The sequence below is a fragment of the Leptospira ellinghausenii genome, from assembly GCF_003114815.1.
GTDB lineage: Bacteria > Spirochaetota > Leptospiria > Leptospirales > Leptospiraceae > Leptospira_A > Leptospira_A ellinghausenii.
Genome location: NZ_BFAZ01000002.1, coordinates 195,953 through 218,101 on the forward strand (window position 1 = coordinate 195,953; position 22,149 = coordinate 218,101).

21 protein-coding genes are annotated in these 22,149 nt (G+C 40.4%); 17 read left to right on the forward strand and 4 right to left on the reverse strand.

Annotated features, from left to right (window positions below; all coding sequences use genetic code 11):
* Nucleotides 1-69 precede the first annotated feature (69 nt).
* A complete protein-coding gene (locus tag DI076_RS20125) occupies nucleotides 70-225 on the forward strand; it encodes a hypothetical protein (protein ID WP_167396490.1) in 156 nt (51 codons plus the stop codon).
* A 16-nt stretch (nucleotides 226-241) separates the two neighbouring features.
* Here the strand turns inward: DI076_RS20125 and DI076_RS01485 are convergent, their stop codons facing one another.
* Both DI076_RS01485 and DI076_RS01490 read right to left on the reverse strand, forming a co-directional pair.
* Nucleotides 242-1,072 (reverse strand): crotonase/enoyl-CoA hydratase family protein, encoded by an 831-nt coding sequence (locus DI076_RS01485; protein ID WP_108958268.1) that lies wholly within the window; start codon nucleotides 1,070-1,072, stop codon nucleotides 242-244.
* Entirely contained in the window at nucleotides 1,069-1,995 is a 927-nt protein-coding gene (locus tag DI076_RS01490; protein WP_108958269.1) for a prolipoprotein diacylglyceryl transferase, read from the reverse strand. The genes DI076_RS01485 and DI076_RS01490 overlap by 4 nt, the downstream gene beginning before the upstream one ends.
* Nucleotides 1,996-2,134: 139 nt before the next feature.
* On the opposite strand from DI076_RS01490, the gene DI076_RS01495 reads away from it, so the two are divergent.
* On the forward strand, nucleotides 2,135-2,581 hold the full coding sequence (locus tag DI076_RS01495) for a DoxX family protein (RefSeq protein ID WP_108958270.1): 447 nt from the start codon (nucleotides 2,135-2,137) through the stop codon (nucleotides 2,579-2,581).
* A 203-nt stretch (nucleotides 2,582-2,784) separates the two neighbouring features.
* On the opposite strand, the gene DI076_RS01500 is transcribed toward DI076_RS01495, so the two are convergent.
* Nucleotides 2,785-3,786 (reverse strand): M23 family metallopeptidase, encoded by a 1,002-nt coding sequence (locus tag DI076_RS01500; protein WP_108958271.1) that lies wholly within the window; start codon nucleotides 3,784-3,786, stop codon nucleotides 2,785-2,787.
* A 67-nt stretch (nucleotides 3,787-3,853) separates the two neighbouring features.
* On the opposite strand from DI076_RS01500, the gene pcnB reads away from it, so the two are divergent.
* Nucleotides 3,854-5,326, forward strand: a complete 1,473-nt coding sequence (pcnB, locus tag DI076_RS01505; RefSeq protein ID WP_108958272.1) for a polynucleotide adenylyltransferase PcnB — start codon at nucleotides 3,854-3,856, stop codon at nucleotides 5,324-5,326.
* 60 nt (nucleotides 5,327-5,386) lie between these two features.
* On the forward strand, nucleotides 5,387-6,661 hold the full coding sequence (locus tag DI076_RS01510) for a response regulator (protein ID WP_108958273.1): 1,275 nt from the start codon (nucleotides 5,387-5,389) through the stop codon (nucleotides 6,659-6,661).
* On the opposite strand, the gene thiL is transcribed toward DI076_RS01510, so the two are convergent.
* A complete protein-coding gene (thiL, locus tag DI076_RS01515) occupies nucleotides 6,640-7,548 on the reverse strand; it encodes a thiamine-phosphate kinase (RefSeq protein ID WP_108958274.1) in 909 nt (302 codons plus the stop codon). The genes DI076_RS01510 and thiL overlap by 22 nt on opposite strands.
* A gap of 78 nt (nucleotides 7,549-7,626) precedes the next feature.
* Here thiL and rplM point away from each other — a divergent pair, with 78 nt between their 5' ends.
* The 13 genes from rplM to DI076_RS01580 all read left to right on the forward strand — a co-directional run bounded on the left by rplM (nucleotide 7,627) and on the right by DI076_RS01580 (nucleotide 22,148).
* Nucleotides 7,627-8,079: a 50S ribosomal protein L13 gene (gene rplM, locus DI076_RS01520; RefSeq protein ID WP_015675928.1), complete on the forward strand. Its 453-nt coding sequence runs from the start codon at nucleotides 7,627-7,629 to the stop codon at nucleotides 8,077-8,079.
* 1 nt (nucleotide 8,080) lies between these two features.
* A complete protein-coding gene (gene rpsI / locus DI076_RS01525; RefSeq protein ID WP_108958275.1) occupies nucleotides 8,081-8,476 on the forward strand; it encodes a 30S ribosomal protein S9 in 396 nt (131 codons plus the stop codon).
* An 82-nt stretch (nucleotides 8,477-8,558) separates the two neighbouring features.
* A complete protein-coding gene (locus DI076_RS01530) occupies nucleotides 8,559-9,776 on the forward strand; it encodes an MFS transporter (RefSeq protein WP_108958276.1) in 1,218 nt (405 codons plus the stop codon).
* Nucleotides 9,777-9,825: 49 nt separating this feature from the next.
* Nucleotides 9,826-12,585: an alanine--tRNA ligase gene (alaS, locus tag DI076_RS01535; protein ID WP_108958277.1), complete on the forward strand. Its 2,760-nt coding sequence runs from the start codon at nucleotides 9,826-9,828 to the stop codon at nucleotides 12,583-12,585.
* 27 nt (nucleotides 12,586-12,612) lie between these two features.
* Nucleotides 12,613-13,110, forward strand: coding sequence for a YajQ family cyclic di-GMP-binding protein (locus tag DI076_RS01540; protein ID WP_108958278.1), 498 nt, complete (start codon nucleotides 12,613-12,615; stop codon nucleotides 13,108-13,110).
* A gap of 77 nt (nucleotides 13,111-13,187) precedes the next feature.
* The gene (locus DI076_RS01545; protein WP_108958279.1) at nucleotides 13,188-16,205 is read left to right on the forward strand and encodes a DNA translocase FtsK; all 3,018 of its coding nucleotides are present in this window, start codon (nucleotides 13,188-13,190) and stop codon (nucleotides 16,203-16,205) included.
* Between the two features lie 40 nt (nucleotides 16,206-16,245).
* Nucleotides 16,246-16,947 carry a LolA family protein gene (locus DI076_RS01550; RefSeq protein ID WP_108958280.1) on the forward strand — a complete coding sequence of 234 codons (702 nt, stop codon included), beginning with the start codon at nucleotides 16,246-16,248 and terminating at the stop codon, nucleotides 16,945-16,947.
* An 18-nt stretch (nucleotides 16,948-16,965) separates the two neighbouring features.
* Entirely contained in the window at nucleotides 16,966-18,066 is a 1,101-nt protein-coding gene (locus DI076_RS01555; protein WP_108958281.1) for a helix-turn-helix domain-containing protein, read from the forward strand.
* On the forward strand, nucleotides 18,066-19,412 hold the full coding sequence (locus DI076_RS01560) for a MiaB/RimO family radical SAM methylthiotransferase (RefSeq protein ID WP_108958282.1): 1,347 nt from the start codon (nucleotides 18,066-18,068) through the stop codon (nucleotides 19,410-19,412). The genes DI076_RS01555 and DI076_RS01560 overlap by 1 nt, the downstream gene beginning before the upstream one ends.
* Entirely contained in the window at nucleotides 19,412-20,158 is a 747-nt protein-coding gene (gene pgsA / locus DI076_RS01565; protein WP_108958406.1) for a CDP-diacylglycerol--glycerol-3-phosphate 3-phosphatidyltransferase, read from the forward strand. Before DI076_RS01560 ends, pgsA begins: the two co-directional genes overlap by 1 nt.
* Complete coding sequence (gene trpD / locus DI076_RS01570) at nucleotides 20,139-21,167, forward strand: anthranilate phosphoribosyltransferase (RefSeq protein ID WP_108958283.1); 1,029 nt, start codon at nucleotides 20,139-20,141, stop codon at nucleotides 21,165-21,167. Before pgsA ends, trpD begins: the two co-directional genes overlap by 20 nt.
* Nucleotides 21,168-21,193: 26 nt before the next feature.
* Nucleotides 21,194-21,517: a preprotein translocase subunit YajC gene (gene yajC, locus DI076_RS01575; RefSeq protein WP_108958284.1), complete on the forward strand. Its 324-nt coding sequence runs from the start codon at nucleotides 21,194-21,196 to the stop codon at nucleotides 21,515-21,517.
* 1 nt (nucleotide 21,518) lies between these two features.
* On the forward strand, nucleotides 21,519-22,148 hold the full coding sequence (locus DI076_RS01580; RefSeq protein ID WP_108958285.1) for an SRP-less Sec system protein: 630 nt from the start codon (nucleotides 21,519-21,521) through the stop codon (nucleotides 22,146-22,148).
* The last annotated feature ends 1 nt before the right edge of the window (nucleotide 22,149 follow it).

The following is a 22,149-nucleotide window of genomic DNA, read 5'->3' on the forward strand; positions in this document are numbered from 1 at the left end:
TACTTCAGGAAATCACGGATTCGTCGATGGGTAGAATAGGGAGTAAAGATTGTAAAAGGAGGTCCACTCATGGTTCCATCTACACCTATTAATCCAATTATCAATTTGCCAAAGGAGATTTTCCAGGCACAAAACCAATTCACAGAAAAACTGATGAAATTGGCTGTGGAAGAAAAATTGGGTCCTGTGGCAAATAGCGAACGGTTACTCGACATCTATTGTTAAGTTGTTTTCAGAAACATTAGTCCACTCGGGTTTCTGGATTGAATACAGGGCGTTTTCGTTCCATAAACCCACTAATGGCACTTCTGAAATCTTTGGAATCGAGCATACTGGCATTCCAGACTGCTACGTAGTCCAAACCTTCTTCTATGGTTTTGCCAATTCCATGGTTGAGCACTTGTTTGACACCACGGATGACAATCGTAGGGTTTTCTGAAATTTCTTCCGCGGTTTTTAATCCTTCTACGAGCAAACTATCGAAATCTTTAGTTACTTTAGTCACAAGTCCCATTTGGAAGGCTTCCGTCGCTGTAATGTCTTTTCCCGTCAGGGCAAGTTCTCTTGTGTGAGCATTTCCAATGAGGTGGGGAAGCCTTTGTAAAGAACCCATATCCGCAACGATAGCGACTTTTGATTCCCGTAACGAAAATACAGCATCTTCAGACGCATAACGAATGTCACATGCAGAAACTAAGTCTAGTCCACCACCAATACAATGTTTTTGAACAAGTGCAATTGATGGTTTTTTTGAATTATAAACTGCATTAATTCCTTTTTGCATGGTAAGGATGAGTTGGTAGAGTTTTTCCCTACCATCAGCAAGTTCACCTTGTACAACTGGTTTGAAATCTTGGAAAAACTCTTCCAAGTCAAGTCCCGTGGAGAAAGATTTTCCTTTTGCTGCGATGACAAAACAATGAATCTTCGGATCTGCATCAATCTCTGCCACCATATCGGGCAGGTCACGCCAGAAAGGCCAATTCATAGCATTTCTTTTTTCTGGTCGGTTGAGCCAAAGAATCGCAATATTTTTTCTTCTTTCAATTGAAAAAAAGGGAGATGGGTTCATACGTTTGTTTCTTCCTTTAACCAAAGTTTTTTGGAAACCATCAGATACACTCCAAAGAGGATAAGACCAATGGCAATGTATTGTGACTGGGAAAATCCATGCCAGTAATAACCGGTTAAGAATGTTGGGTTTCCATTTGCATCAGGAATGTTTACAAGAGTTGGTGGGTCAAAAAAAGGAATCACCGCTTTGTTCACCCGCAAAAATTCGATGATGAGTCTTGCAAACCCATGAATGATGAGAAACTGTGCACCAATGCTCCATTTGCGAAAGTTTTGGTAACGTGCCCAAAATTGAAAATAGGAGAAATAACCAAAGGCCAATATGGATTCCATCACAGGTGTATTCCAAACGGGTACACCAGAAGGATGAGCTCCATGGAATTCAAATACAAAAAATGGAATCCTTTCATCAGTGGCAAATCCGTAACAACCATCACCACTCACAAAACACCCAAGTCTACCAATCGCATAACCCATGCTAATTGCAGGAATCACTGCATCATAATATGCTCCGATATCAAGTTTATAATAACGGAAGTATAAGGTGATAAAGAGCCAGCCAAAAAGAAGGCCACCAAAAAAGACAAGACCACCACCACTAAAAAGAGAAGACCATAATCCCGGGTGACCTGGGAATCCGTTCCAGTGGGTGAGAGGATAAGAATACTTTCCATCATAACCAGGAACATCGATGAACACTTGGTCCCAAATTTCAAAGATAAAGAAAATTTTTGCACCCACTAGGGTGCCTAAAATCCCAAGAAAGATCAACCAATCAGAGTGGTTTGGATCTAATTTTTTTCGTTCTAGTTCCTTTGGGAGAAGATAGGAACCAACAAGAAAAGCTAACATCATAAGAAGGCTGAAAGTGGACAGACCCTCCCAGCCAAAGGGATTGGGAATCGGAATTCGATCTAACATAGGGGAAAGGGTAAATTCTACGCCCACAGGGGAAAGGAGAATTTAAATCGGGACAAACGAGAAAAAAGGAATGAAAAATAGCTTGACTCTAGATAGTTCAATATTAAACTATATAATATTGATTTAAGGAGAATTCACTATGTTCGATTTATTATTTTCTACATCAGGGGACATCATCCCACTCATCTTACGCATCACAGCCTTTGTTGTGATTTTCCCACACGGTGCCCAAAAACTACTCGGTTGGTTTGGTGGGTATGGTTTCAAAGGAACTTACGGATTTTTTACAGGAACAATGAAGTTTCCTGGAATCCTCGCAGTTCTCATCATCCTTGGTGAGTCGGTTGGATCTGTGCTTTTACTTGTGGGATTTTTAACAAAATTTGCTGCATTGTCAATTACCATCATCATGATCGGTGCTGCATTCATCGCTCACAGACATAACGGATTTTTCATCAATTGGAATGGAAACCAAAAAGGGGAAGGGTATGAATTCCATATCTTAGCTGCGGGCCTTCTCATTGCTTTAGTTGTTGGTGGAGCAGGAGTCTATTCCGTAGATTTTAACTTAATCGGTAAGTTCTAAAACCAATTTGTCTAAAAAGAAAATTTTCAACTAATCTTTGTTTGGAAAATAGATTCTAAACAAGGTTAGTTGGATCTAATCAAATAAGTGCTTACAAGGCTTACTAAAAAACTTTCTAATCCTCTTTCACATTCTCTTCACTTAGACAAATCTCCCATCAGAAGACAGGATCTATAACTTTCTTTGGTTTATCTGGAAAGGCATCAATCTAGGTTGATGTATTCTTCTGGGTCGAGTGGAGCATCGAGACCAATGCGCACTTCATAATGGACATGGGCTCCTGTTGCTTTTCCTGTTTGTCCCACAAGGGCAATTTTATCCCCTCGTTTGACTCGGTCACCTGGGTTGACTAAAATGAGAGAACAGTGACCATACAAAGTGAAAAATCCATTTTCATGGTTGATGCGTACTGATTTTCCAAGACCCCCAACAGCTGTGTCCACAGCAATGATCCCAGGCCCCGTTGCATAAATGGGAGTTCCTTCCCCTGCTGCAAAGTCAATGCCTGAGTGGTATTCTCCCACGGGTAAAATGCCAAATGGATCACTTCGGTAACCGAAAGTTGATGTCACAACACCCACTCCTGGTTTCAGTGGCCGGCCTCTCGGCATGGAATAAAAGATACTTTCTCGCATGGATAGGTAATCGATGGCATTTTGAAAATTGGGGACAAGGTTTCCTAGTCTGACACCAAACTGAGTGTAGGTAGTGACTACCTGTTGGAAAAGAAGTAAGTTGGAATCGAGCTCACTTGCGTCTTTACGAAATTCTTCTTTTAAGAGATAATCTTGGGTGATCATTTCCTTTTCTGGGATTTCTTCCCAAGCAAGTAGGTTGAGAGATTCTGTCATGGACTCCAATTCTTCTACGGATTCGCGGAGATCCCTGGAAAGTAGGTCATAAAATAAAAACGAAACGAGTTGGGTTTCTGTTTTTTTCTCTAAGGAGAGATTTCGTTCAAAGAAAAAGGAAAAATAAAGAAGTAGACCAAAGGATAAAAGGACAAGGGAAACTGAGAGTCCAAAAAGGAACCCAAGCATTCCTACTGATATTTCGATTTGGGCGAGGGGTTTTTCATCATTGGGGATGAGGACAAAACTCACCTTTTCACGGCTTCGGGAAATCCACTTTTGTAAGCGTTTTCGCCACCGTAAATGTGCAATTTGGAGCCTTTCGTAGGCGGTTGTGACGTAAGTTTCTGCCAATGTTCGTTATCCAGCCAATTTTTTCCTTGCCCATGCCATTTTTCAGGGGAAAGTGGATGAATCCAATATGTTTAAATTTCTCACTTCTCTTTTCAGAAAGAAAGCCGACTCTGTCGATTCCTTTTTGATGTACCCCGAGGGAAAGAGATACTATCGAGAAACTCACTCCATACGCAGGGCCAATATCGATGAAGATGCCATCAAAATCATCAATCGATTGAACAAGTTTCGTTACAAGGCCTACTTAGTCGGTGGAGGAGTCAGAGATCTGCTGATGGGCAAACGCCCAAAAGATTTTGACATCGTCACAAGTGCGACACCAAACCAAATCAAAAGGATCTTCAATAACTGCCGGATCATCGGTAAACGATTTAAAATTGTACACATCATTTTTAAAGGTAAAATTATTGAAGTTTCTACGTTCCGTTCACTACCGGAACATCGTTTGGAAAAACACAAAGCAGAAAACGATTATCTCATCAAGCGGGACAATTCCTTCGGTACAGCAAAGGAAGACGCGGCAAGACGCGACTTTACCATCAATTCATTGTTTTACGATCCTAAAAACGATTCCATTTTGGATTACGTAGGTGGATTTGAAGACATCCAAAAGAAAATCGTTAGGGTCATTGGTGATCCTGATATTTCATTCAAAGAAGATCCTGTTCGTATGTTACGAGCAGTGAAGTTTTCCGTTTTGCTCGGACTAGATATCGAGAAAAAAACCAAACTTGCAATTAAAAAGAACCGTTTGGAACTCGAAAAATCATCCACAGCAAGGCTTCTCGAAGAGTACAACAAAATGTTCCGTACTTGGAAAACATCCATCATTTTTGAAGGACTTGCAGAAAACCACCTACTCGATGTTTTGTTTAAAGAACCAGCGGATAAACTGAAAAAAACCGATCCAGAATGGCGTGAACATTTTATGGACACACCACTTGGAAAACGACTAGCTGTGACTGACAAACTTCTCTCAGCAAGAGAAGAGATGACACCAGCGATTTTTTATTCGTTAATTTTTTACGATATCGTAAAAGATCTTTATGAAAACGATCGTGGTCACTTAGCGCATAACATCAAAGAAAGTTTACAACCTGTTTTTGAAAGAATGGGAATTCCTAAACGGGAACAAGACAATTTGGTAAAAATTTTCATTAGCCAACCTCGTTTTCACGTCACTGATGATGAAAAAGAAAGGCAAAATTCTTTCTTCAAAAAGAAGGATTATTTTTACGATGCGTTTATGGTGTACAAAATTGTTGCGATTTCGGAAAACAACGAAGCTGCCGTACAAACTGCATTTTTCTGGGAAATTTCACTCAGACAGAGACCAAAACCAGATAGCCATCAGTTTGGCCAACAGAACCGTAAAAAAGAAGGCAATAAAAAACGCCCACCACGCAAAAAACACCGTGATCGCAGAGGGAACGGAAACCAGAACCAAACCAATCAGGAAGGAAATTCGAGTGGATCTGAAGATTCAAAAGGATTTGTTTCTGAGAATAAAAACGAAGAATCAAATCCAGAAAATTTTTAACCTATAAATTTTCAAATCACTGATTAAAGTTTTAGTGTTTCCATCGTCTGATACGATTAGATGGAAACACTTAGTTCTCTAGCAAGGGTCATACTTCTTGAGGATGATCCGACTATTTCACTTTTTTACAATGGTATCCTTCAGAAACAAGGAATGGAAGTTACTTGTTTTTCTGATATTAAACCAGCCATAGACTTTTTAACTGAAAATCATCTACAAAATCAAAATATTGTCATTACTGATTTACAACTTCCCGGTGGGAATGGTTTGGATTTCGTTAGAGAAATTCGAAAAGTAAATAAACATATTCCGATTTTGGTAATCACTTCAACTGAGGATCCAAAACAAATCATAGAAGTCATGAAGGAGCATGTTCAAGAATACCTGATAAAACCAGTTATTCCAAGTGAATTGCTTTCTCGTATCAAATACCAACTTTCAAACAAAGAAGATTCGTATGTGTATTCAGATTATGAAAGAGAAAAAATTATATCGCTTGAAAAATTATTAGAATGGTATAGCTACAAAAACACTCGTATCAAAAAAGGAGATCTAAATACTAACGAACTTCATAAAAATCTTTTTTATGGACTTAGAACAAGTTTAGCACAAGGAGCTGGTTTTGGAGTTTTGTCTCAATTGATAGATATCATAAAAGCAATGCCAAAAGCGGATAATGGTGGGGTTATTTTAGATTTAGATATCTTGAATATCTTAGAAGAAAATGCAATTTACTCGAAGAAGGTTTTAGATCGATTTGCTGAAATTGAAGATGTAATTTTTGATAGAGTTGAAATCGATGAAGTGTCACCTTTAAAATTGTACAATGAAATGTTGAAGTTAAAGGAAGAAGTTAATCCGCTTTTGCTTCTAAAAGACCAAGTTTTACTAATCCCTGAATATAATGCTTCGAAACTTAGTTCAAAATTGATCAAATGGAATCAACTATATTTTAAAAAAATAATCTATGAACTTTTATTGAATGCAATGAGGTTTTCTAAACATTCAAGTAGAATATTTTTTCTATTAAATTTCGATTCAGATGGAATTTACCTTTCTACAATAAATTCCTATGCGGAAGAAGAATTCTCGAAGAAGGGAATTTCTAATGATTATTTAGAACTAATCTTTGAGCCTTTTTTTAGAATTACAAAGAATATTTATGAAAAACATGGTTCCTTAGATTTTGGGATCGGACTAAGCTTTGTAAAACAGACTGTAGAAAAGTTTGGTGGAACCATTACGGCGCTGAATTTGGTAGACCATACAAACGAAACCAAGGAAACCAAAATAGAGTTCAAAATATTCCTCCCTTATTCTTCCTCTTTGAAGTGAAGGAAACCTTTGGTTTTGGGACGGTAGGTTTTTCCTTCTCTTAGGAATTTTGTTCCAGGTTTTCCTTTTTCAAATCTACCAATCATCGTCACTGGAATGGATTCAATTTGGTTTGGTAGGATGTCTGGTGATAAAAACAAAAGTTCCAATTCTTCCCCGGAACCAAGGCAAAAATCCACTCCTAGCTTTTCTACAGCAAACGGGTGTAAGGGGACAGATTCCACTTGGATCGTGAGTTTTCCTTTGGATGCAAGTGCCAACCTTTCTGCATCTTGGATGAGTCCATCTGTGATGTCCATACAGGCGTGGATTCGGTATTTTGAAAGTGGTTTATGTAGGATCTGTTTTGATTTTGGCAAAAGGTGTTTTTCAATAGCTGGTTTAAAATCTTTCCCCTTCCAATTCTTTTTTAAAGAATGATACCCGAGAAGGCTTTGGCCTAAATCCCCAGTGACATATAGGTAATCACCTGGTTTCCCACCCGATCGAAGCCACGGTTTTTTGACTATGCCAACCACTGTCAGTGCCAATTGGGTTGTGGGTGAGGAAAAGGTATCGCCACCAGCGAGTTTCATTCCATATTGGTGGAGGGAGTATCTCAGAGCTTTGGCAAACCTTCTGACCCAATCTTGTTTCTGCGAGGTGGGGGATAGGCCCAGGTTTAAAAAACACTCTTTCGGAACTCCACCCGATGCTGTGATGTCAGAGACATTCACTTCTACTAGTTTTCCTGCTAGGATTTCGGGGTTTGACCATTCATGGAGGAAATGGGTTCCTTCGGATAAGGAATCCGTCGTGACGAGACGGTTTGGCGCCAAATAATAACAATCGTCCTCAGGTGGAGGAGTTGTTCCAAAAAGGGTTCGGATGATATCTGATTCTTTCAAAGCTTCGTTTCCAATAAATTTGTTTGACCCACTGTGAAAACCGAAAATCCTGACATAAAAGAGGAAAATCTCGTACTTATGGAACTATTGTCTAAAGCCCACAAGACCCCTTCTATCGCAAAAGAAGCCGTACAAAAACAGTGGTTTGTTGTGGACGCAACTGATAAGACTCTCGGAAGATTGGCAAGTCAAGTCGCTTCCCGACTTCGCGGAAAACACAAATCTACATTCACACCGAACCAAGATTGTGGAGATAACATCATCATCGTTAATGCTTCTAAAGTGGCTGTAACAGGTCGCAAAAGAGAACAAAAAATTTACTACCACCACTCCCGTTACCCAGGTGGTATGACTGCGATCGCTTTCCACAAACTCATCCAAGAGAACCCAGAAAGAGTGATCATGGAAGCAGTGAAAGGAATGTTACCTAAATCAAAATTAGGTGACCAAATGTTAAAAAATTGCCGTGTGTTCGCAGGCAATGACCACAACCTAGGAGCTCAAAAGCCCCTAAAACTGGAGTTGAAATAATATGGCGCAAAAAGCAGTTTGGGCAGTTGGCCGACGCAAAACATCTGTTGCACGAGCAAAAATCGCTTCTGGAACTGGAAAAATCACAGTAAACCATAAAGATGTAAAAGATTACATCAAAAACGGAGAACACTTAGTTCGCCGTGCACTTGAGCCTCTTTTAGTTTTAGATGCTCGTGATAAATATGATATCGCACTCAATGTATCTGGTGGTGGAGTGATTGGACAAGTAGGAGCAATTCGTCACGCAGTGGCTCGTGCTCTAGTTGCTTTCAATGAATCACTCAAACCTACTTTGAAAAAAGAAGGTTTCCTCACTCGTGATAGCCGTATGGTAGAACGTAAAAAATACGGTCTCCACAAAGCACGTCGAGGAACTCAGTTCTCAAAACGTTAATCGGAAATTCCCTCTTTTTTTTTCCGATAGAGAAGCCTCCTTTGGGAGGCTTTTTTTTTCGCTTAGGACAACAAATCCACCCATGAACCAAATCATCTTTTACCTTGCCTTCGCTTTTGGAACCTTTGCCAGCAGTTGTTTTTTATATTCGATTGTGATTTTTACACAGACGTTAACGGTTGTAAAAGGGTATTCAGGGATTGTTTTTTTCTTTTTGTTTTTACCCTTTCCTCTTTTCTTTTTGTATACGGGATACTTGCTCGATCATTATTCCAAGAAGTGGGTAGTTGTTGGATTTCAGTTTTTTTTATTTTTAGCAACGTTTTTGTTAGGTGGAGTTACTCAAATTTTTGAGATCTATCCACTTTTGTTATTACCCTTGGCCTTTCTCAATGGAATTGGGATGACAACGGTTTTGCCAGGCAGGATGGCACTTCTCCGAGAAGTGATGGAATCACACAGGCTTGTATTCCACACAATCGCTGGGAATTTACTTTTGATATTTTCCTTTGGGATGAGTCCCCTTGTCGTGGGTTGGATACGGGAATTCCAATCTTACTCAATACTATTTCTCTTTTTGGCTTTTTTGCATGTTTTGTCCATGTTTGCCTTTACCTTATTACAGTTAAATGAGAAGGAAAAAAAATCCCATTCCTCGTTAGGTAAATCTGAGAAATCGATCGCAAAAACCGAAATTCCCTCTTTGGTCGAAAATTTACGAGCCGTCTTAGGATTTTTGCATTCGGACCCTGTTTCCAGACAGGTGATGTGGATTGCCGTGTTTAGTATGTTAGCCTTGGGTCCCATCCAAGTGGTCCTTCCGCAATATGTAAAACTAGAATTGGGACTGGGAGAGTTAGCACGAGGATCTGTGTTAATGTTTCTTGGACCTGGATTATTTTTAGGTGGGATTTTCACCATCCTCTACCACCATTTAGAACGAAAGGGGTTGGTCCTACTCATTGTATTCGGTTTGTCTTCTTTTTTCTTTTTAGGATTTGTACCTTTTTATGAGGCAAAGGCCACTTCCATCTTTCTTTTTTGTTTTGGAGTTTCAGGTGGAATCCTTTCGAGTCTGATGCCTGCCATATTACAAAAACGTGCAGAGGACGGACTACGTGGTAGGATCTTATCTCTCTACACAGTTTGTTTCCAATTCACACCTGCTGTTTCTGGATTTTTTGCTGCTTTTTTAAATGATACAGTGGGAAGCCTTTGGACATTTACAGGACTTGGTCTAGGATTCCTTGTGATCTCCCTCTTTTCTTTCCTTCGTTACAAAGATTTAAGGCAAAGTTAAGTTCTAAATTCCTTGCCCTAGGAGGCAAATCCGATTTCCGTGTAAGTGTATGAAGTCGAAAACCGTCCAAGAAATCGCAAGGTTGTACACGAACTATTTCCAAGAGAAAGGACATACCATTGTTCCTTCCTCTAGTCTCATTCCCAAAGGGGATCCCACACTTTTATTCACAACCGCAGGTATGGTACAGTTCAAACCTCTTTTTACTGGGGCAGTGGAGCTCCCATACACAAGAGCTGCTTCCATTCAAAAATGTGTCCGCACCACTGATTTGGAAGTTGTCGGGAAAACGGAACGGCATTGTACTTTTTTTGAAATGTTAGGAAATTTTTCCTTCGGTGATTATTTCAAAAAGGAAGCCATCGAATACGCGTTAGATTTTTCACTGAACCATCTGGAAATTCCCAAAGATAAAATTTGGGTGACCATTTACCTAGATGATGATGAAGCCAAAAAAATCTGGATGGATGCCGGGATACCAGAAGAACGAATTGTACGCCTTGGTAAAAAAGATAATTTTTGGGGACCTGCAGGAGACAGTGGAGCTTGTGGTCCTTGTTCCGAATTGTATTTGGACAGAGGACCAGAAAAAGGTGGTCCCAATTGCGGCAATAACCCCAATTGTAAACCAGGTTGTGACTGTGACCGTTATTTAGAATATTGGAATTTAGTTTTTAACCAATTCAACCAAACGGTCTCGGGAGAACTTCTCCCTCTCAAACAAACTGGAATTGATACAGGATCTGGTCTCGAACGAGTGGCCATGTTATTACAAGAAGTGGACTCGGTTTATGACACGGATGAATTAAAAACCATCATCCAAAAAATAGAAATACTATCGGGTTTTCAGTATAATGAATCCACCAAACAATCGTTTCGTGTGATTACTGACCATTCCCGTTCTGTCTTTTTTTCACTTGGGGATGGGATTTACCCTGACCGCACAGGACGTGGGTATGTCATCCGCCGTCTCATCAGACGTGCATCACTTTTTGCAAGAAAACTCGGAATCCATGAGCCGTTTTTATACAAACTAGTTGGCACTCTAAAAGATTTGTATACGGTCCGCTATCCAGAATTAAAAGACAAAGTAAAAGACATTGAATCCATCTTAAAAAAAGAAGAAGAACTTTTCCTACATACACTCGAAGTGGGACTCGAAGAATTAGAATCTTTACTTTCCCATCTAACGGCAAACAAACAAACACTTGTTACGGGAAAGGAAGGATTCCGATTGTATTCCACATACGGGTTCCCTCGTGAGATGACAAAGGAACTTGTGGAGGACCGTGGGTTTAGTTTCGATGACAAAGGTTTTGAAGAAGAACTAGAAAAAGACAGAGATTTATCTCGTGCGAGTTGGAAAGGGAAAAAAATCCAATACCTGACTGGACTTTCCGCCTCCAACGAATTAAAAACAGAATTTTTAGGGTATACGGAATCCAAATCAATAAGTAATGTTTTGTATCTTTTTGTGGATGGGAAGTCAGTTCCCTCCGCCAAACAAGGGGAAGAGGTTGTCATCGTTCTCGATAAAACTCCTTTTTATGCAGAAGGTGGTGGTCAGATTGGTGACACAGGTTACTTCAAAAAAGATGGTTTCCAATTCCAAGTCCAAGACACCCAAAAAGAAAATGATACCTTCCTGCATATGGGTATGGTATTGAAGGGAAGTATCTCTGTTGGGGATGTGGTTGAAGCGGAGATCCATTCGGAACGTAGGCAAAACCTTGCCAACCACCACTCCGGTACACACTTGTTAAACGGGGCACTTCGTAGGATTCTAGGTAACCATGTGACCCAAAAAGGTTCCATTGTATCAGCAGATTACTTAAGGTTTGATTTTTCTCATCCAAAAGCATTATCTCCTGAAGAGATCATTCAAATTGAATCGGATGTAAACGAAGCTGTGAGTGCCAATATCCCTGTCAAAACAGAAGTATTGGACTTAAACCAAGCCAAAGAATCAGGTGCTCTTTCCATGTTTGATGAAAAGTATGGAAACCTTGTGCGTGTGGTTTCGATGGGAGAAAAATCAAAAGAATTCTGTGGTGGAACCCATGTAACGAACACCAAAGAAATTGGTTTTTTTGCCATTGTAAAAGAAGGGAGCCCTGGTGCGGGAAATAGACGGATTGAGGCCATTTGTGGGGAATCAGTTGTGTCTTATTTTTTACAACAGTTCCAAACATTGGCCTCCAAAATCGAAACACATAACCTCTCCGCCAAAGAGGCATTTGGTGATTTAAAAGAGTTTGGAATTTCAAAAGAAGTTCCATCTCCAGAAGGTTTACAATCCATCTTCTTAAAAGATGGAAAAACAGCCGTGGCAAGTCTTCGTAAACTCAGAGAAACTTTGGAATCGGAACTCGAAGAAAAATCGTCCTCGCTGTTTAAGGCGAAAAAGAAATTAGAACAACAAAAGTTCCAAATGAACCCAGAACTTGTGGATGGTCTCTTACAAAAGGCACACAAGTTTACCAAAGGAAAAGTGGTCACAGAAGTATTTCCTTCTGTCGATGCAAAAGCCCTGAAAGATTTGGCAGACTCACTCAAGGCAAAAGAACCAGAGATTCTTTGTTTGTTTGGAACCACAGAAGGAGAGTCAAGTACTCTCGTTTTTATGTGTAATAAGGTACTCAATGACAAAGGCATCCACTGTGGTGATATGTTAAAGGAAACCTTGGTGATGTTAGATGGAAAAGGGGGAGGACGTCCTGATATGGCACAAGGTGGTGGTAAAAAACCAGAATCTGTTGCCAAGTCCTTAGAATTTGCCCTTTCCCTTGCCAAAACAAAATTATCGTAAATTAGGAAACAGAATAGGAGAATCAAAATGGCACAAGACCCTTCCTTTGACATTGTATCAAAACTCGATCGCCCTGAATTACAAAATGCAGTCTCCCAAGCGATGACCGAGATCCAAACTCGTTTTGATTTTAAGGGATCCAATTCCGAAATCAAAATCACAGACGACCAATTGGTTTTGACATCTGAAAACGAAATCAAATTGAAACAGGTGATTGATGTCCTTACGACCAAAATGGCTAAACGAGGCATCAGCCTAAAAGCCTTCGATTTTGATTCCAAAGTGGAATCTGCCACAGGGCAAACGGTTCGGATGAAGGTGAAAATCCAAAACGGTTTGGACAAAGAACAAACAAAACAAATCACAACCCTCATCAAAGACCAAAAATTAAAAGTCCAAGCGACCATCCAAGGGGATTCGGTGCGCGTAGTTGGTAAAAAAAAGGACGATTTGCAAGAGGTGATGGCAGCCATCCGCAATGCGAATTTCAATTTTGATGCCAATTTTACGAACTTCAAAGGATAAATTCTAATAGAAAAGAAAGCCGGATTGGCTTCCAAAATTTTTCTGTCTATGTCTCGAAACCGTCCGATATTTCCCGTATGGACCCTAAAAAATCCGTATGGGGATGGACCTTGCCTAGAAAGGATTTCCTCCCGTATTTATTTGTATTTTCTGGAGTATTTTTACTGTTATCCCTTTTTTCCTTCCAAGAAGGAGAGGATGGGTCACTGTTTAATTGGTTTGGAAGGCTTGGGCATTACATTGCTCTTACCCTTTTTTACCTACTCGGAAAAACTTCCTTTTTACTCGCTGGGTTTGTATTACTCTTAGGTGTCCTTTCACTTCGTAACCCCGACTTTGATGCCTTAAGTAAGGCTTTATTTTTTCCCATTTTCCTCATTGCCACAACAGTGAGTTTGAACCTTCTCGAAACTCCCATGGGACATGTGGGTGATAGTGGTGGCATCCTTGGCCAATTTTTTTCTTGGATCTTTTCCTATCTATTTGGGGAAACAGGTAGAGTGCTTGTTGTTTTTTTTCTGTATTTGTACTTTGCTGTGATTTGGTTAGAAGATGGGGCTTGGTCTTATACGTTTTCTACCATCCATTCCGTTTCTGAAAAACTCTACCACCTAATGGGTGGAAGACGAGAGTTGCCACATTTTAAACTTCCTTCCTTTATGGAATCGGTGGTCTCAACACGCCGTGCCCCCGTAGAGGAAGTGAGACAAAGGGATTGGTTTCAGGTCCAAACAGAAGAGGAATCAAAAGATGACCTCGCTCGTCATTTTTGGAATGTGGTGGCAAATGAAACGGCTAAGGAATCTCGTTTTCAGAATGAATTTCCTCCTTCCTCTCGCTATCGGGAAGAGGAAAAAAACTCATTCCAAAATTCATACCGACACCAATCCAAAGAAAAACCAAAATCACAGGTTGTAGTATTCCAAAATGCCAAACAGTTTGAAGGATTTTTTGATGCGTCAGGAAATGTCTTTCGTTTCCAGAAACAAAGGACAACACAAGTTTCCGGATCAAATGGTTCCATCAATTCAAAACCAAAATTACAAGTAGTCGATAAACGTGAATTCAGTGAAGGAGAAGAGGTTGGTTCTTCTCTTACAGATAATTCAGATGCCATTCGTGAATCCAAAATCCTCTTTCAGTTCCCAGAGGCAAAATGGAAACCAAAATTGGACAAGGAAGTTTCACTCGAAGGATTAGAACTCCCAAAATTAGAACCAATGAGACATGGATTCGGGGACCAGTTTCCTCAGATGGGTACCAGTCCTTTCGCAAAGAACGAGGCCCATGAATCGATGGAAGGTAGTGGACACTGGGACGAGACAGACCCATTGGAAGAGGAAGAGGAAGAAGAAGCAAACGATGAACTTTCTTCCCAAGAGAATGATACACCAACTCTGACCATTCCGATTCCTGAATCCGTTCGACTTTCCCTTGTCGAAGAAACGGGTTTTGAAACAGAAAATTGGGATGAAACAATGGATGCGGATGCATCATTCTCTGATTCGGATGATGGAGAATTAGAAGAAGAAACTTTAGAAACCTTGGTTGTCGAGGAGTCTTCTTCACACGTTCGTTCGAATTTGAGTGCAGGCAATTTTGGTAAGAAAAAACAACCACCAAAGGAAACAAAAACCGAACAAGAACTGATGTTTGGTTCCATGGTGCCAAAACCAAAATTGAAAAAAGGGAAATATTATATTTCTCCAAGACTCCTTGCGTCTCACCAAGTCCCTGTGGCCAATATCTTAAAAAATGATTCGGAACTTGACCTCATCGCCAAAAAAATAGAGGAGTCAACAGGCCACTTTGGAATTGAATCAAAAGTCATAACCAAAGAACGAGGGCCCATCATCACTCGTTACGAAATCACGATTCCCAATGGAATCAAACTCAACCGAATTGTGTCTTTGTCAGATGAGATCAGGGCATACCTCGAAGTGAAAAACATTCGGATTGTAGCACCTATCCCAGGTAAGGCGTCCATTGGAATCGAGGTTCCCAACCGAATCAGGGAAGATGTGTTTTTATCAGAAATTTTAAAAGACACGATCCTCCAACAAAAAGCAAAAGACCTTTCCATTTGTATTGGAAAGGATATTTCGGGCAAACTTGTGATGATTGATATCGCAAAACTCCCTCACTTACTTGTCGCAGGAACCACAGGTTCTGGTAAATCAGTGAGTATCAATGCGATGATCACAAGCCTTATCTGCACTCGTTCCCCAGAAGAAGTTCGGTTCATCATGATCGATCCAAAGATGGTAGAGATGACACTTTATGAAGGAATCCCTCACCTTCTTATGCCAGTGATCACCGATCCGAAAAAGGCTACGAAGGCACTTTCCTGGGCGATCCAAGAAATGGAGAGTCGTTACCAAATGATCTCCCAATTGAAAAGCAGGGACTTCAAAAGTTTCAATGAGAAGGTAGAGGAATATGCTCACGCCAAAGGTTTCCAAAAACTCCCTTACATTGTGATTTTCATTGATGAGCTTGCGGACCTCATGATGGTTTCAGGAAAGGATTTGGAAGAACAGATCCAACGAATTTCCCAAAAAGCTAGAGCAGTCGGAATCCACTTGGTGATGGCGACCCAAAGGCCATCTGTGGATGTGATCACAGGGGTCATCAAAGCAAACTGCCCAGCCAGGGTTGCTTTCCAAGTCGCACAAAAAACAGATTCACGCACCATCCTCGATACGAGTGGGGCGGAAACCCTCCTTGGAAAAGGGGACTTTTTGTACCGTTCCCCTACATCGAGTGACCTCATGCGGATCCAAGCTCCTTACATTGAAGAGAAAGAAATTGATTCCATCGTGGAAGAAGCCAAAAAACAAGGGGCTCCTGCGTATGTGGAAATGAACTGGGAAGATGAAACGAATATTGAAATGGCCTCAGACGAGGACGAGGAATTATTCGAAGAAGCATGGAACATTGTTGTGACAGAAAAAAAAGCCAGTGCAAGTTACTTGCAACGAAGGATGCGAATCGGTTACAACAAAGCGGCAAGGCTAATGGAACTCATGGAAATGCGGGGGTATGTTTCTCCGCAAATCGGGGCAAAACCTCGGGAAATTTTACGTTCAGCGTAAATCATCGACAAGAGAAGTTTGTCTGAAAAACTGGGAATCTATGAAAGTATGGATCGGATTTTTGTTACTTGTTTTGGGAGTTTCTTTGGAGGCCCAAACAAGTCCGGCTCACAATTGGCATTCACCTTCCGAAGTTGTCAAAAAGATCAAAAAAAACTTCAGCGAAATCAATTCGTATTCCGCTGATTTTCTCATCAAAACGGAAGACAACAAAAAAGAAAAACAAATGCGCGGGAAATGTTTCTACAAACGTCCTGGAAAAATTCGTTATAATTTTGCGGAACCTGATGGAGACGAAATTGTTTCCGATGGAAAAACACTCCATATCTTTATCAAACGGTTAGGTGCTGTGGGTAAACAAGACCTAACGATGGATCGTAAAAATTCTTCTGGACCCATCTTTACCACAAACAGTCCTGATGGTCTGAACCGCCTCTTTCGTAAATACCATTATAAATTTGATACCATTGAACAACCACGTTCTGTGGGTGATGCCACTAAGTACTTTGTTCTCGATTTAGACCAAAGGGAAAAAATTGGTGGGTTCGAAAAGATGAAACTTTTTGTGGATTCAGAATCTTACCTCATCAAAAAAGCAGTTGCGACTGATGGTCGTGGTAAAGTAACAACGATTTCATTTTCTAACATTAATTTTTCGGAAGAAATCCAAGATGGTGTTTTCAATTTTCATATGAGCGGGAACGCGAAGATTGTTAACAACCCACTTGTCTCTGAGAACTAAACCTAAGAGGAGTTCATTTTGAATACAAAACGAGTTGGTCAAATCCTAAGAGAAGCAAGAGAAGACAAAAAACTTTCTGTGAAAGATGTCGCAAAAGAAACAAACATTGCGGCCAAATACATCATTGCATTAGAAACAGAAGATTATTCTCAGTTCCCAGCAGAAACGTTTGCTCTTGGTTTTTTAAAAAACTATGCAAGTTACTTAAAACTAGATACTGCCATGTTACTTAATTTGTACCGCGGGGAACAAATTGAAGAATCACAAGCACCTCTCGAAGAACTCACTCGACCTACAACCACTCCGTTTAGTTTAGATCGTAATAAAATCATAAGCCTTGTTTCTCTCTTTTTGTTTGTGATCTCAGCTTATATCATCTACATCAGTTTTGAAGACTCCGGTTCTGTGTCCATGGATGAAGACAACACCGAGGTAAGCCAAAGTGTAGAACCTACGAGTAGTTCTGATATTCCTTCTGGCATCAACTTTGTAAGCCAAAGTGTTCCTGAAAATGCAAGTGTACCGTTTATCCTCACAGAAGATCGTGGTGTGAGTTTTAGTGTGAACAACCAACAGTGTAAGATGTTCATAAGAGGTGTTTCCAATGGAAAAGCAAATCTAGGATTTAATATTTTCCCTGAAAAGAATGTTTATTTTTTCCAGACAGCAGAGGGAGAAGAAACCATCCTTTCCTATAAGATTGAAGAGTTATCTTCCCTTCGCCGTGACATACGAGTGGTGACACAAGCAGTCACTGAAAAATCAGCAAAAGTCCTTGTGACCTTAAAAGAAGAAAGAGAAGGGATTGCTGTAAAGTCTCCTGTGGGTGATGTTCCAATCCAAGTGACATTATTTTTCTCGAAACCAAGTTACGTTGAATTCGTGTTAGATGGCCAGATGGGTGAACGTGGTCTTGTTTCTGCGGGAGAAGTTAAACACTTGGAAGCTCGCGACAGGCTCGAGATTAAGGTAGGTGATGGTGGTGCAGTGGAGATGGTACAAAACGGAAAAGAACGAGTTGTGCTTGGGAAACCGGGAAAACTTGTAAAAAAAATCTTTATCCGCAAACCAAATCCTTACGACTCTACTCAGTCCATCATTGGAGAATTAGGCGAATAATGCCGAAGGCCAAAGACAAAACCGATGAGACACCAAAGTCGTTTTTTATTACGACTCTTGGTTGTCCGAAAAACACTGTCGACTCCATGGCAATGCACCAGTCCTTACTCAAAGAGGGACTCCTTCCAGCTGCAGACCCGGAAGCCAGTGATTTTCACTTAGTAAATACATGTACGTTTATCCAAGATGCCACTAAGGAAACCATCCAAACCATACTTGATTCCATTGATATTAAGAAAAAGAACAAACAGAAGTTAGTGGTTGTGGGCTGTTTTGCTGAACGGGCGGGAAAAGAAATTTCCGCTGACCTTCCCGAAGTGGATTTACATTTCGGAACAGGTAAGTATGACAAAGCTGGTGAAATCTTACGTTCTCATTTCCCTCTCGATTTTAAAGACTTAACTGAATTCAATGAAGACCTTCTGGAAAGACTCAAAACTTCGAAAGGCATCGAAAATTATTCGAAACCCTATTCCTATGTAAAAATTTCTGACGGTTGTAACCGAGGTTGCCATTTTTGTATCATTCCCAATTTGCGTGGGAAGTACAGAGACACAGAAATTACAGATGTCCTCGAACAAACACGTCTTGCTGTAAGAGCAGGTTCCAAAGAGATCTGCCTAGTATCCCAAGACACAGTTTTTTATGGAAAGGATACAGACAAACTCATGGATTTGGTTCGGTCTGTGGCAGCTGTGGAAGGCCTTGAGATCTTACGGCTTCTCTATTTATATCCCGATAAAAAAACAGAAAAGTTACTCGATTTGTACAGAGAAATTCCTAAAATTGCCCCGTATTTGGAAAGCCCCTTACAACATGTTTCCAAATCGGTTTTAAAAGCAATGAATCGTACTGGTGATTATGAATTCTTCAAATCTTTATTCCAAAAAGCAAGGGACATCCGACCTGATTTAGAAATCCGCACTTCGTTTATTTTAGGTTTTCCTGGGGAAACCATGGAAGACGTGGAAGAAATCATTCGCTTTGTGGAAGATGTAAAACCAGAAAAGGTAAATCTCTTTCCTTATTCTCCCCAAGACGGAACGAAAGGTGCCACCATGGATGGACAACTGAAAAACAAAGAAATTGCCCGCCGAGTGAACCTTGTGCGGGAAGCCTACCTTGGTACATTAAAGAGCATCCACCAAAACCGGATTGGAAAAATTTACCCTTGCGTCGTAGATGAAGTGTTAGACGAGGGAGCGATTGTACGTCGCCTCCAAGATGCACCGGAAATTGATGAAGTGGTGTATGTGGATGCGTCCAATTTAAAAGTAGGACAGTTTGGTAAGGTAAGAGTGGATTCTTTTTATGAACTCGATATGTCAGGGACTTGGGTGGTTTAGTGGAAGATTGGAAAACTATTGCCAATATACCAAATTTACTAACCGTACTCCGTGTACTGGCATTGCCATTTTTTATCTTTGCCTTATTCCAAAAGGAATGGGAATACCAAATTTTTGCCTTTGTCATTTTTGCTTTGGCTTCTCTGACTGATTTAGTGGATGGGTATCTCGCGAGAAAATGGAACCAACAAACGGAATTTGGAAAATTCCTGGATCCGCTCGCAGATAAATTTTTAGTCATTGGATGTTTTATTACTTTTTTATTCATCCATGAACCCATCGAAGTTTGGATGGTTGTCCTCATTGTTGGGCGAGATATGCTCATCACCTTCCTTCGTTACATTGCGGTTCGTTCGGGAAATAGCCTTCGTACGACCATGATGGGAAAGGTAAAAACAGCATTCCAAATGGGTGCCATCCTCATCATCCTTGTGGTATTTATGCTCATCTCTGGAAAACGCCGTGCTATGATCAATGAAACCTATGCAATGGGAAAACTCGCTGGGTATTCTACGTTTGAAGTGGCGTCCCAGCATGCGAATGAGTTTTATACATTGGTTAAAACCTCTGAAAGTATCAGTTGGAAAGATATTTTTGATTCCATTGCTTCCTTTGTTCCTTATTTTGGAATGTTATTCACCACGTTTATTACTGTGATTTCAGGACTACGGTATATCTTTACCAATTATCAATTGTTAACCTTTTCCAATCTCAAAAGGATATTTTATGACCGCTCTCACAATTAAGGAAATCCTTGGTCAAGTGGTGTCCGGGCACCACTTGGTGGATACTCACGCCGAGTACTTTTTAAATGAAGTGATGGATGGCAAAGTGACAGAACCAGTCCTTGCTTCCTTTCTCACTGCTATGAAAATGAAAGGTGAAACAACGGACGAATTGTACGGATTTGTTCGAGCCATGCGAAATCATGCGATCAAACCTAAAACCAATTTTGGTTTTGATTTTTTAGACACTTGTGGGACTGGAGGAGATGGAAAAGGAACACTGAATGTTTCCACTCTTTCTGCTCTCACTCTAGCAAGCCTTGGCCACAAAGTGGCAAAACATGGGAATCGATCCGTTTCTTCCCTTTCTGGAAGTTCGGATATCCTTTCCAAACTTGGGTACCCCTTAGAACAAACCCACGAAATATGTGAAGCAGAGTTCGTACGCACTGGGTTTGTGTTTTTGTTTGCACCTTCCTGGCACCCAGCTATGAAATATGCAGGTCCCGTAAGGTCGGCACTGGGTTTTCGCACATTTTTCAATTTGATTGGACCACTTTCCAATCCTTTTTCCCCAACACACCAGATTGTGGGAGTGTATGACCGTTCTTTGTGTTTGCCAATGGTGGAAATTTTGGAAAAATTAGGGGCAAAAGGAGCCCTCGTTTGCCATTCTAGGGATGGGCTCGATGAGTTTTCCATTTTTGAAGCCACTGACTTTGCTTATTTTGATGGAAAGACCACAAAAGAACTCAGTTTTGATCCGAAGGAACTCCGTTTGGAAGCAAGTGAACTGGATCGGAATACAGTGTTCTCTTCTTCCAAGGAAGGGGCAGAGTCACTGTTTCGAGCTGTCCTAGACCCACAAGCGCCAACGGGTGGAACGGCAATGGTCGCACTAAACGCCGGAGTGTCTTTATTTTTACTCGGTGAAGTGAAAGACATTCCTACTGGTTACCAAATTGCCAAAGATGCATTATTATCGAAAAAAGTTCTCCGATTCACTCGTGAAACATTGAATTTAACATAAGGCCTGTAAACATTGGATAAATAGCTATGCTCAATTTAGAATTTTTCACATCCCAAATCCTAATCCTTGCCCAAGAAGAAGGAGCTAAGTCTTCTCTTCAGTCCCTCATAATCATTCCGATCATGCTTGTCGCAATGTACTTTCTTGTGATCCTTCCCAACAAAAAGGAAGAGAAAAAAAGAAAAGAAATGATCACGAACCTGCAAAAAGGGGATACTGTTGTGACAAGTAGCGGCCTTCACGGTAAAATCGTAGAGTTCAAAGACAATAATGAAACAGTTGTTTTGAATGTGGCAGCGAACACAAATGTAACATTTGATACTAGCGCCATCCTCAAGAAAAAAGCATAAGATGAAATCATTCTTCTCCTTACTACTGCTTCTAGTTTTTACAACATCCCTCTTATCACAAGAGGGTTTGGATTTTTTGGACAAGGTGAATGATAAACCTAAAACTACCACAAAACCCAAGGAAGATTCAGTCCAAACGACAACTAAAAAACAATCAACCGTTGTAACACAGACTGGAACCACAACAGGGAAGAAGAAAAAATCCAAAAAGAAATCAAAACAAAACCAACTGGCTACAGAAACAATTCCACAAAATAACAATTTGGTGGCGAACCAAAATAGTAATCCCGTGGTTGTGGAAAAAACTTTGAATCCAGTGGAAAAACAACCATTGGTGACCGAAGAGGAAGAAGTTGTAACCAATGCAAATTGGTTAGATCCTCAAGTCTCTGTGGAACCATCAGGCCTGCCTGGTTTTGCCTCTGACTTAAAAATAGCAAATAATGATGTTTCGAATGTTAGTTCTGAATCAAGTGTAAATAAAGATCCAGGAAAATCGTTCTTTAACTTTTCTGATTTTTTTGCAAAATACAAAAAAGCAATGATGATACTTGGGATCATTATCCTATTTGCTTTTTATAGACTTAGATCCGCACGTCCAGGCTCTAGCAGCCGTTCATATAGAAGATAAA

Bases quoted from the DNA above. Each gene is read 5' to 3' on its own strand.
- DI076_RS01540 (WP_108958278.1), top strand. From the start codon at position 12,613: ATGGCACAAGACCCTTCCTTTGACATTGTATCAAAACTCGATCGCCCT.
- DI076_RS20125 (WP_167396490.1), top strand. From the start codon at position 70: ATGGTTCCATCTACACCTATTAATCCAATTATCAATTTGCCAAAGGAG.
- rpsI (WP_108958275.1), top strand. From the start codon at position 8,081: ATGGCGCAAAAAGCAGTTTGGGCAGTTGGCCGACGCAAAACATCTGTT.
- yajC (WP_108958284.1), top strand. From the start codon at position 21,194: ATGCTCAATTTAGAATTTTTCACATCCCAAATCCTAATCCTTGCCCAA.
- DI076_RS01580 (WP_108958285.1), top strand. From the start codon at position 21,519: ATGAAATCATTCTTCTCCTTACTACTGCTTCTAGTTTTTACAACATCC.
- trpD (WP_108958283.1), top strand. From the start codon at position 20,139: ATGACCGCTCTCACAATTAAGGAAATCCTTGGTCAAGTGGTGTCCGGG.
- DI076_RS01490 (WP_108958269.1), bottom strand. From the start codon at position 1,995: ATGTTAGATCGAATTCCGATTCCCAATCCCTTTGGCTGGGAGGGTCTG.
- pcnB (WP_108958272.1), top strand. From the start codon at position 3,854: ATGTTTAAATTTCTCACTTCTCTTTTCAGAAAGAAAGCCGACTCTGTC.
- DI076_RS01485 (WP_108958268.1), bottom strand. From the start codon at position 1,072: ATGAACCCATCTCCCTTTTTTTCAATTGAAAGAAGAAAAAATATTGCG.
- rplM (WP_015675928.1), top strand. From the start codon at position 7,627: ATGGAACTATTGTCTAAAGCCCACAAGACCCCTTCTATCGCAAAAGAA.
- DI076_RS01510 (WP_108958273.1), top strand. From the start codon at position 5,387: ATGGAAACACTTAGTTCTCTAGCAAGGGTCATACTTCTTGAGGATGAT.
- DI076_RS01550 (WP_108958280.1), top strand. From the start codon at position 16,246: ATGAAAGTATGGATCGGATTTTTGTTACTTGTTTTGGGAGTTTCTTTG.
- DI076_RS01495 (WP_108958270.1), top strand. From the start codon at position 2,135: ATGTTCGATTTATTATTTTCTACATCAGGGGACATCATCCCACTCATC.
- DI076_RS01545 (WP_108958279.1), top strand. From the start codon at position 13,188: ATGGACCCTAAAAAATCCGTATGGGGATGGACCTTGCCTAGAAAGGAT.
- DI076_RS01530 (WP_108958276.1), top strand. From the start codon at position 8,559: ATGAACCAAATCATCTTTTACCTTGCCTTCGCTTTTGGAACCTTTGCC.
- alaS (WP_108958277.1), top strand. From the start codon at position 9,826: ATGAAGTCGAAAACCGTCCAAGAAATCGCAAGGTTGTACACGAACTAT.
- DI076_RS01560 (WP_108958282.1), top strand. From the start codon at position 18,066: ATGCCGAAGGCCAAAGACAAAACCGATGAGACACCAAAGTCGTTTTTT.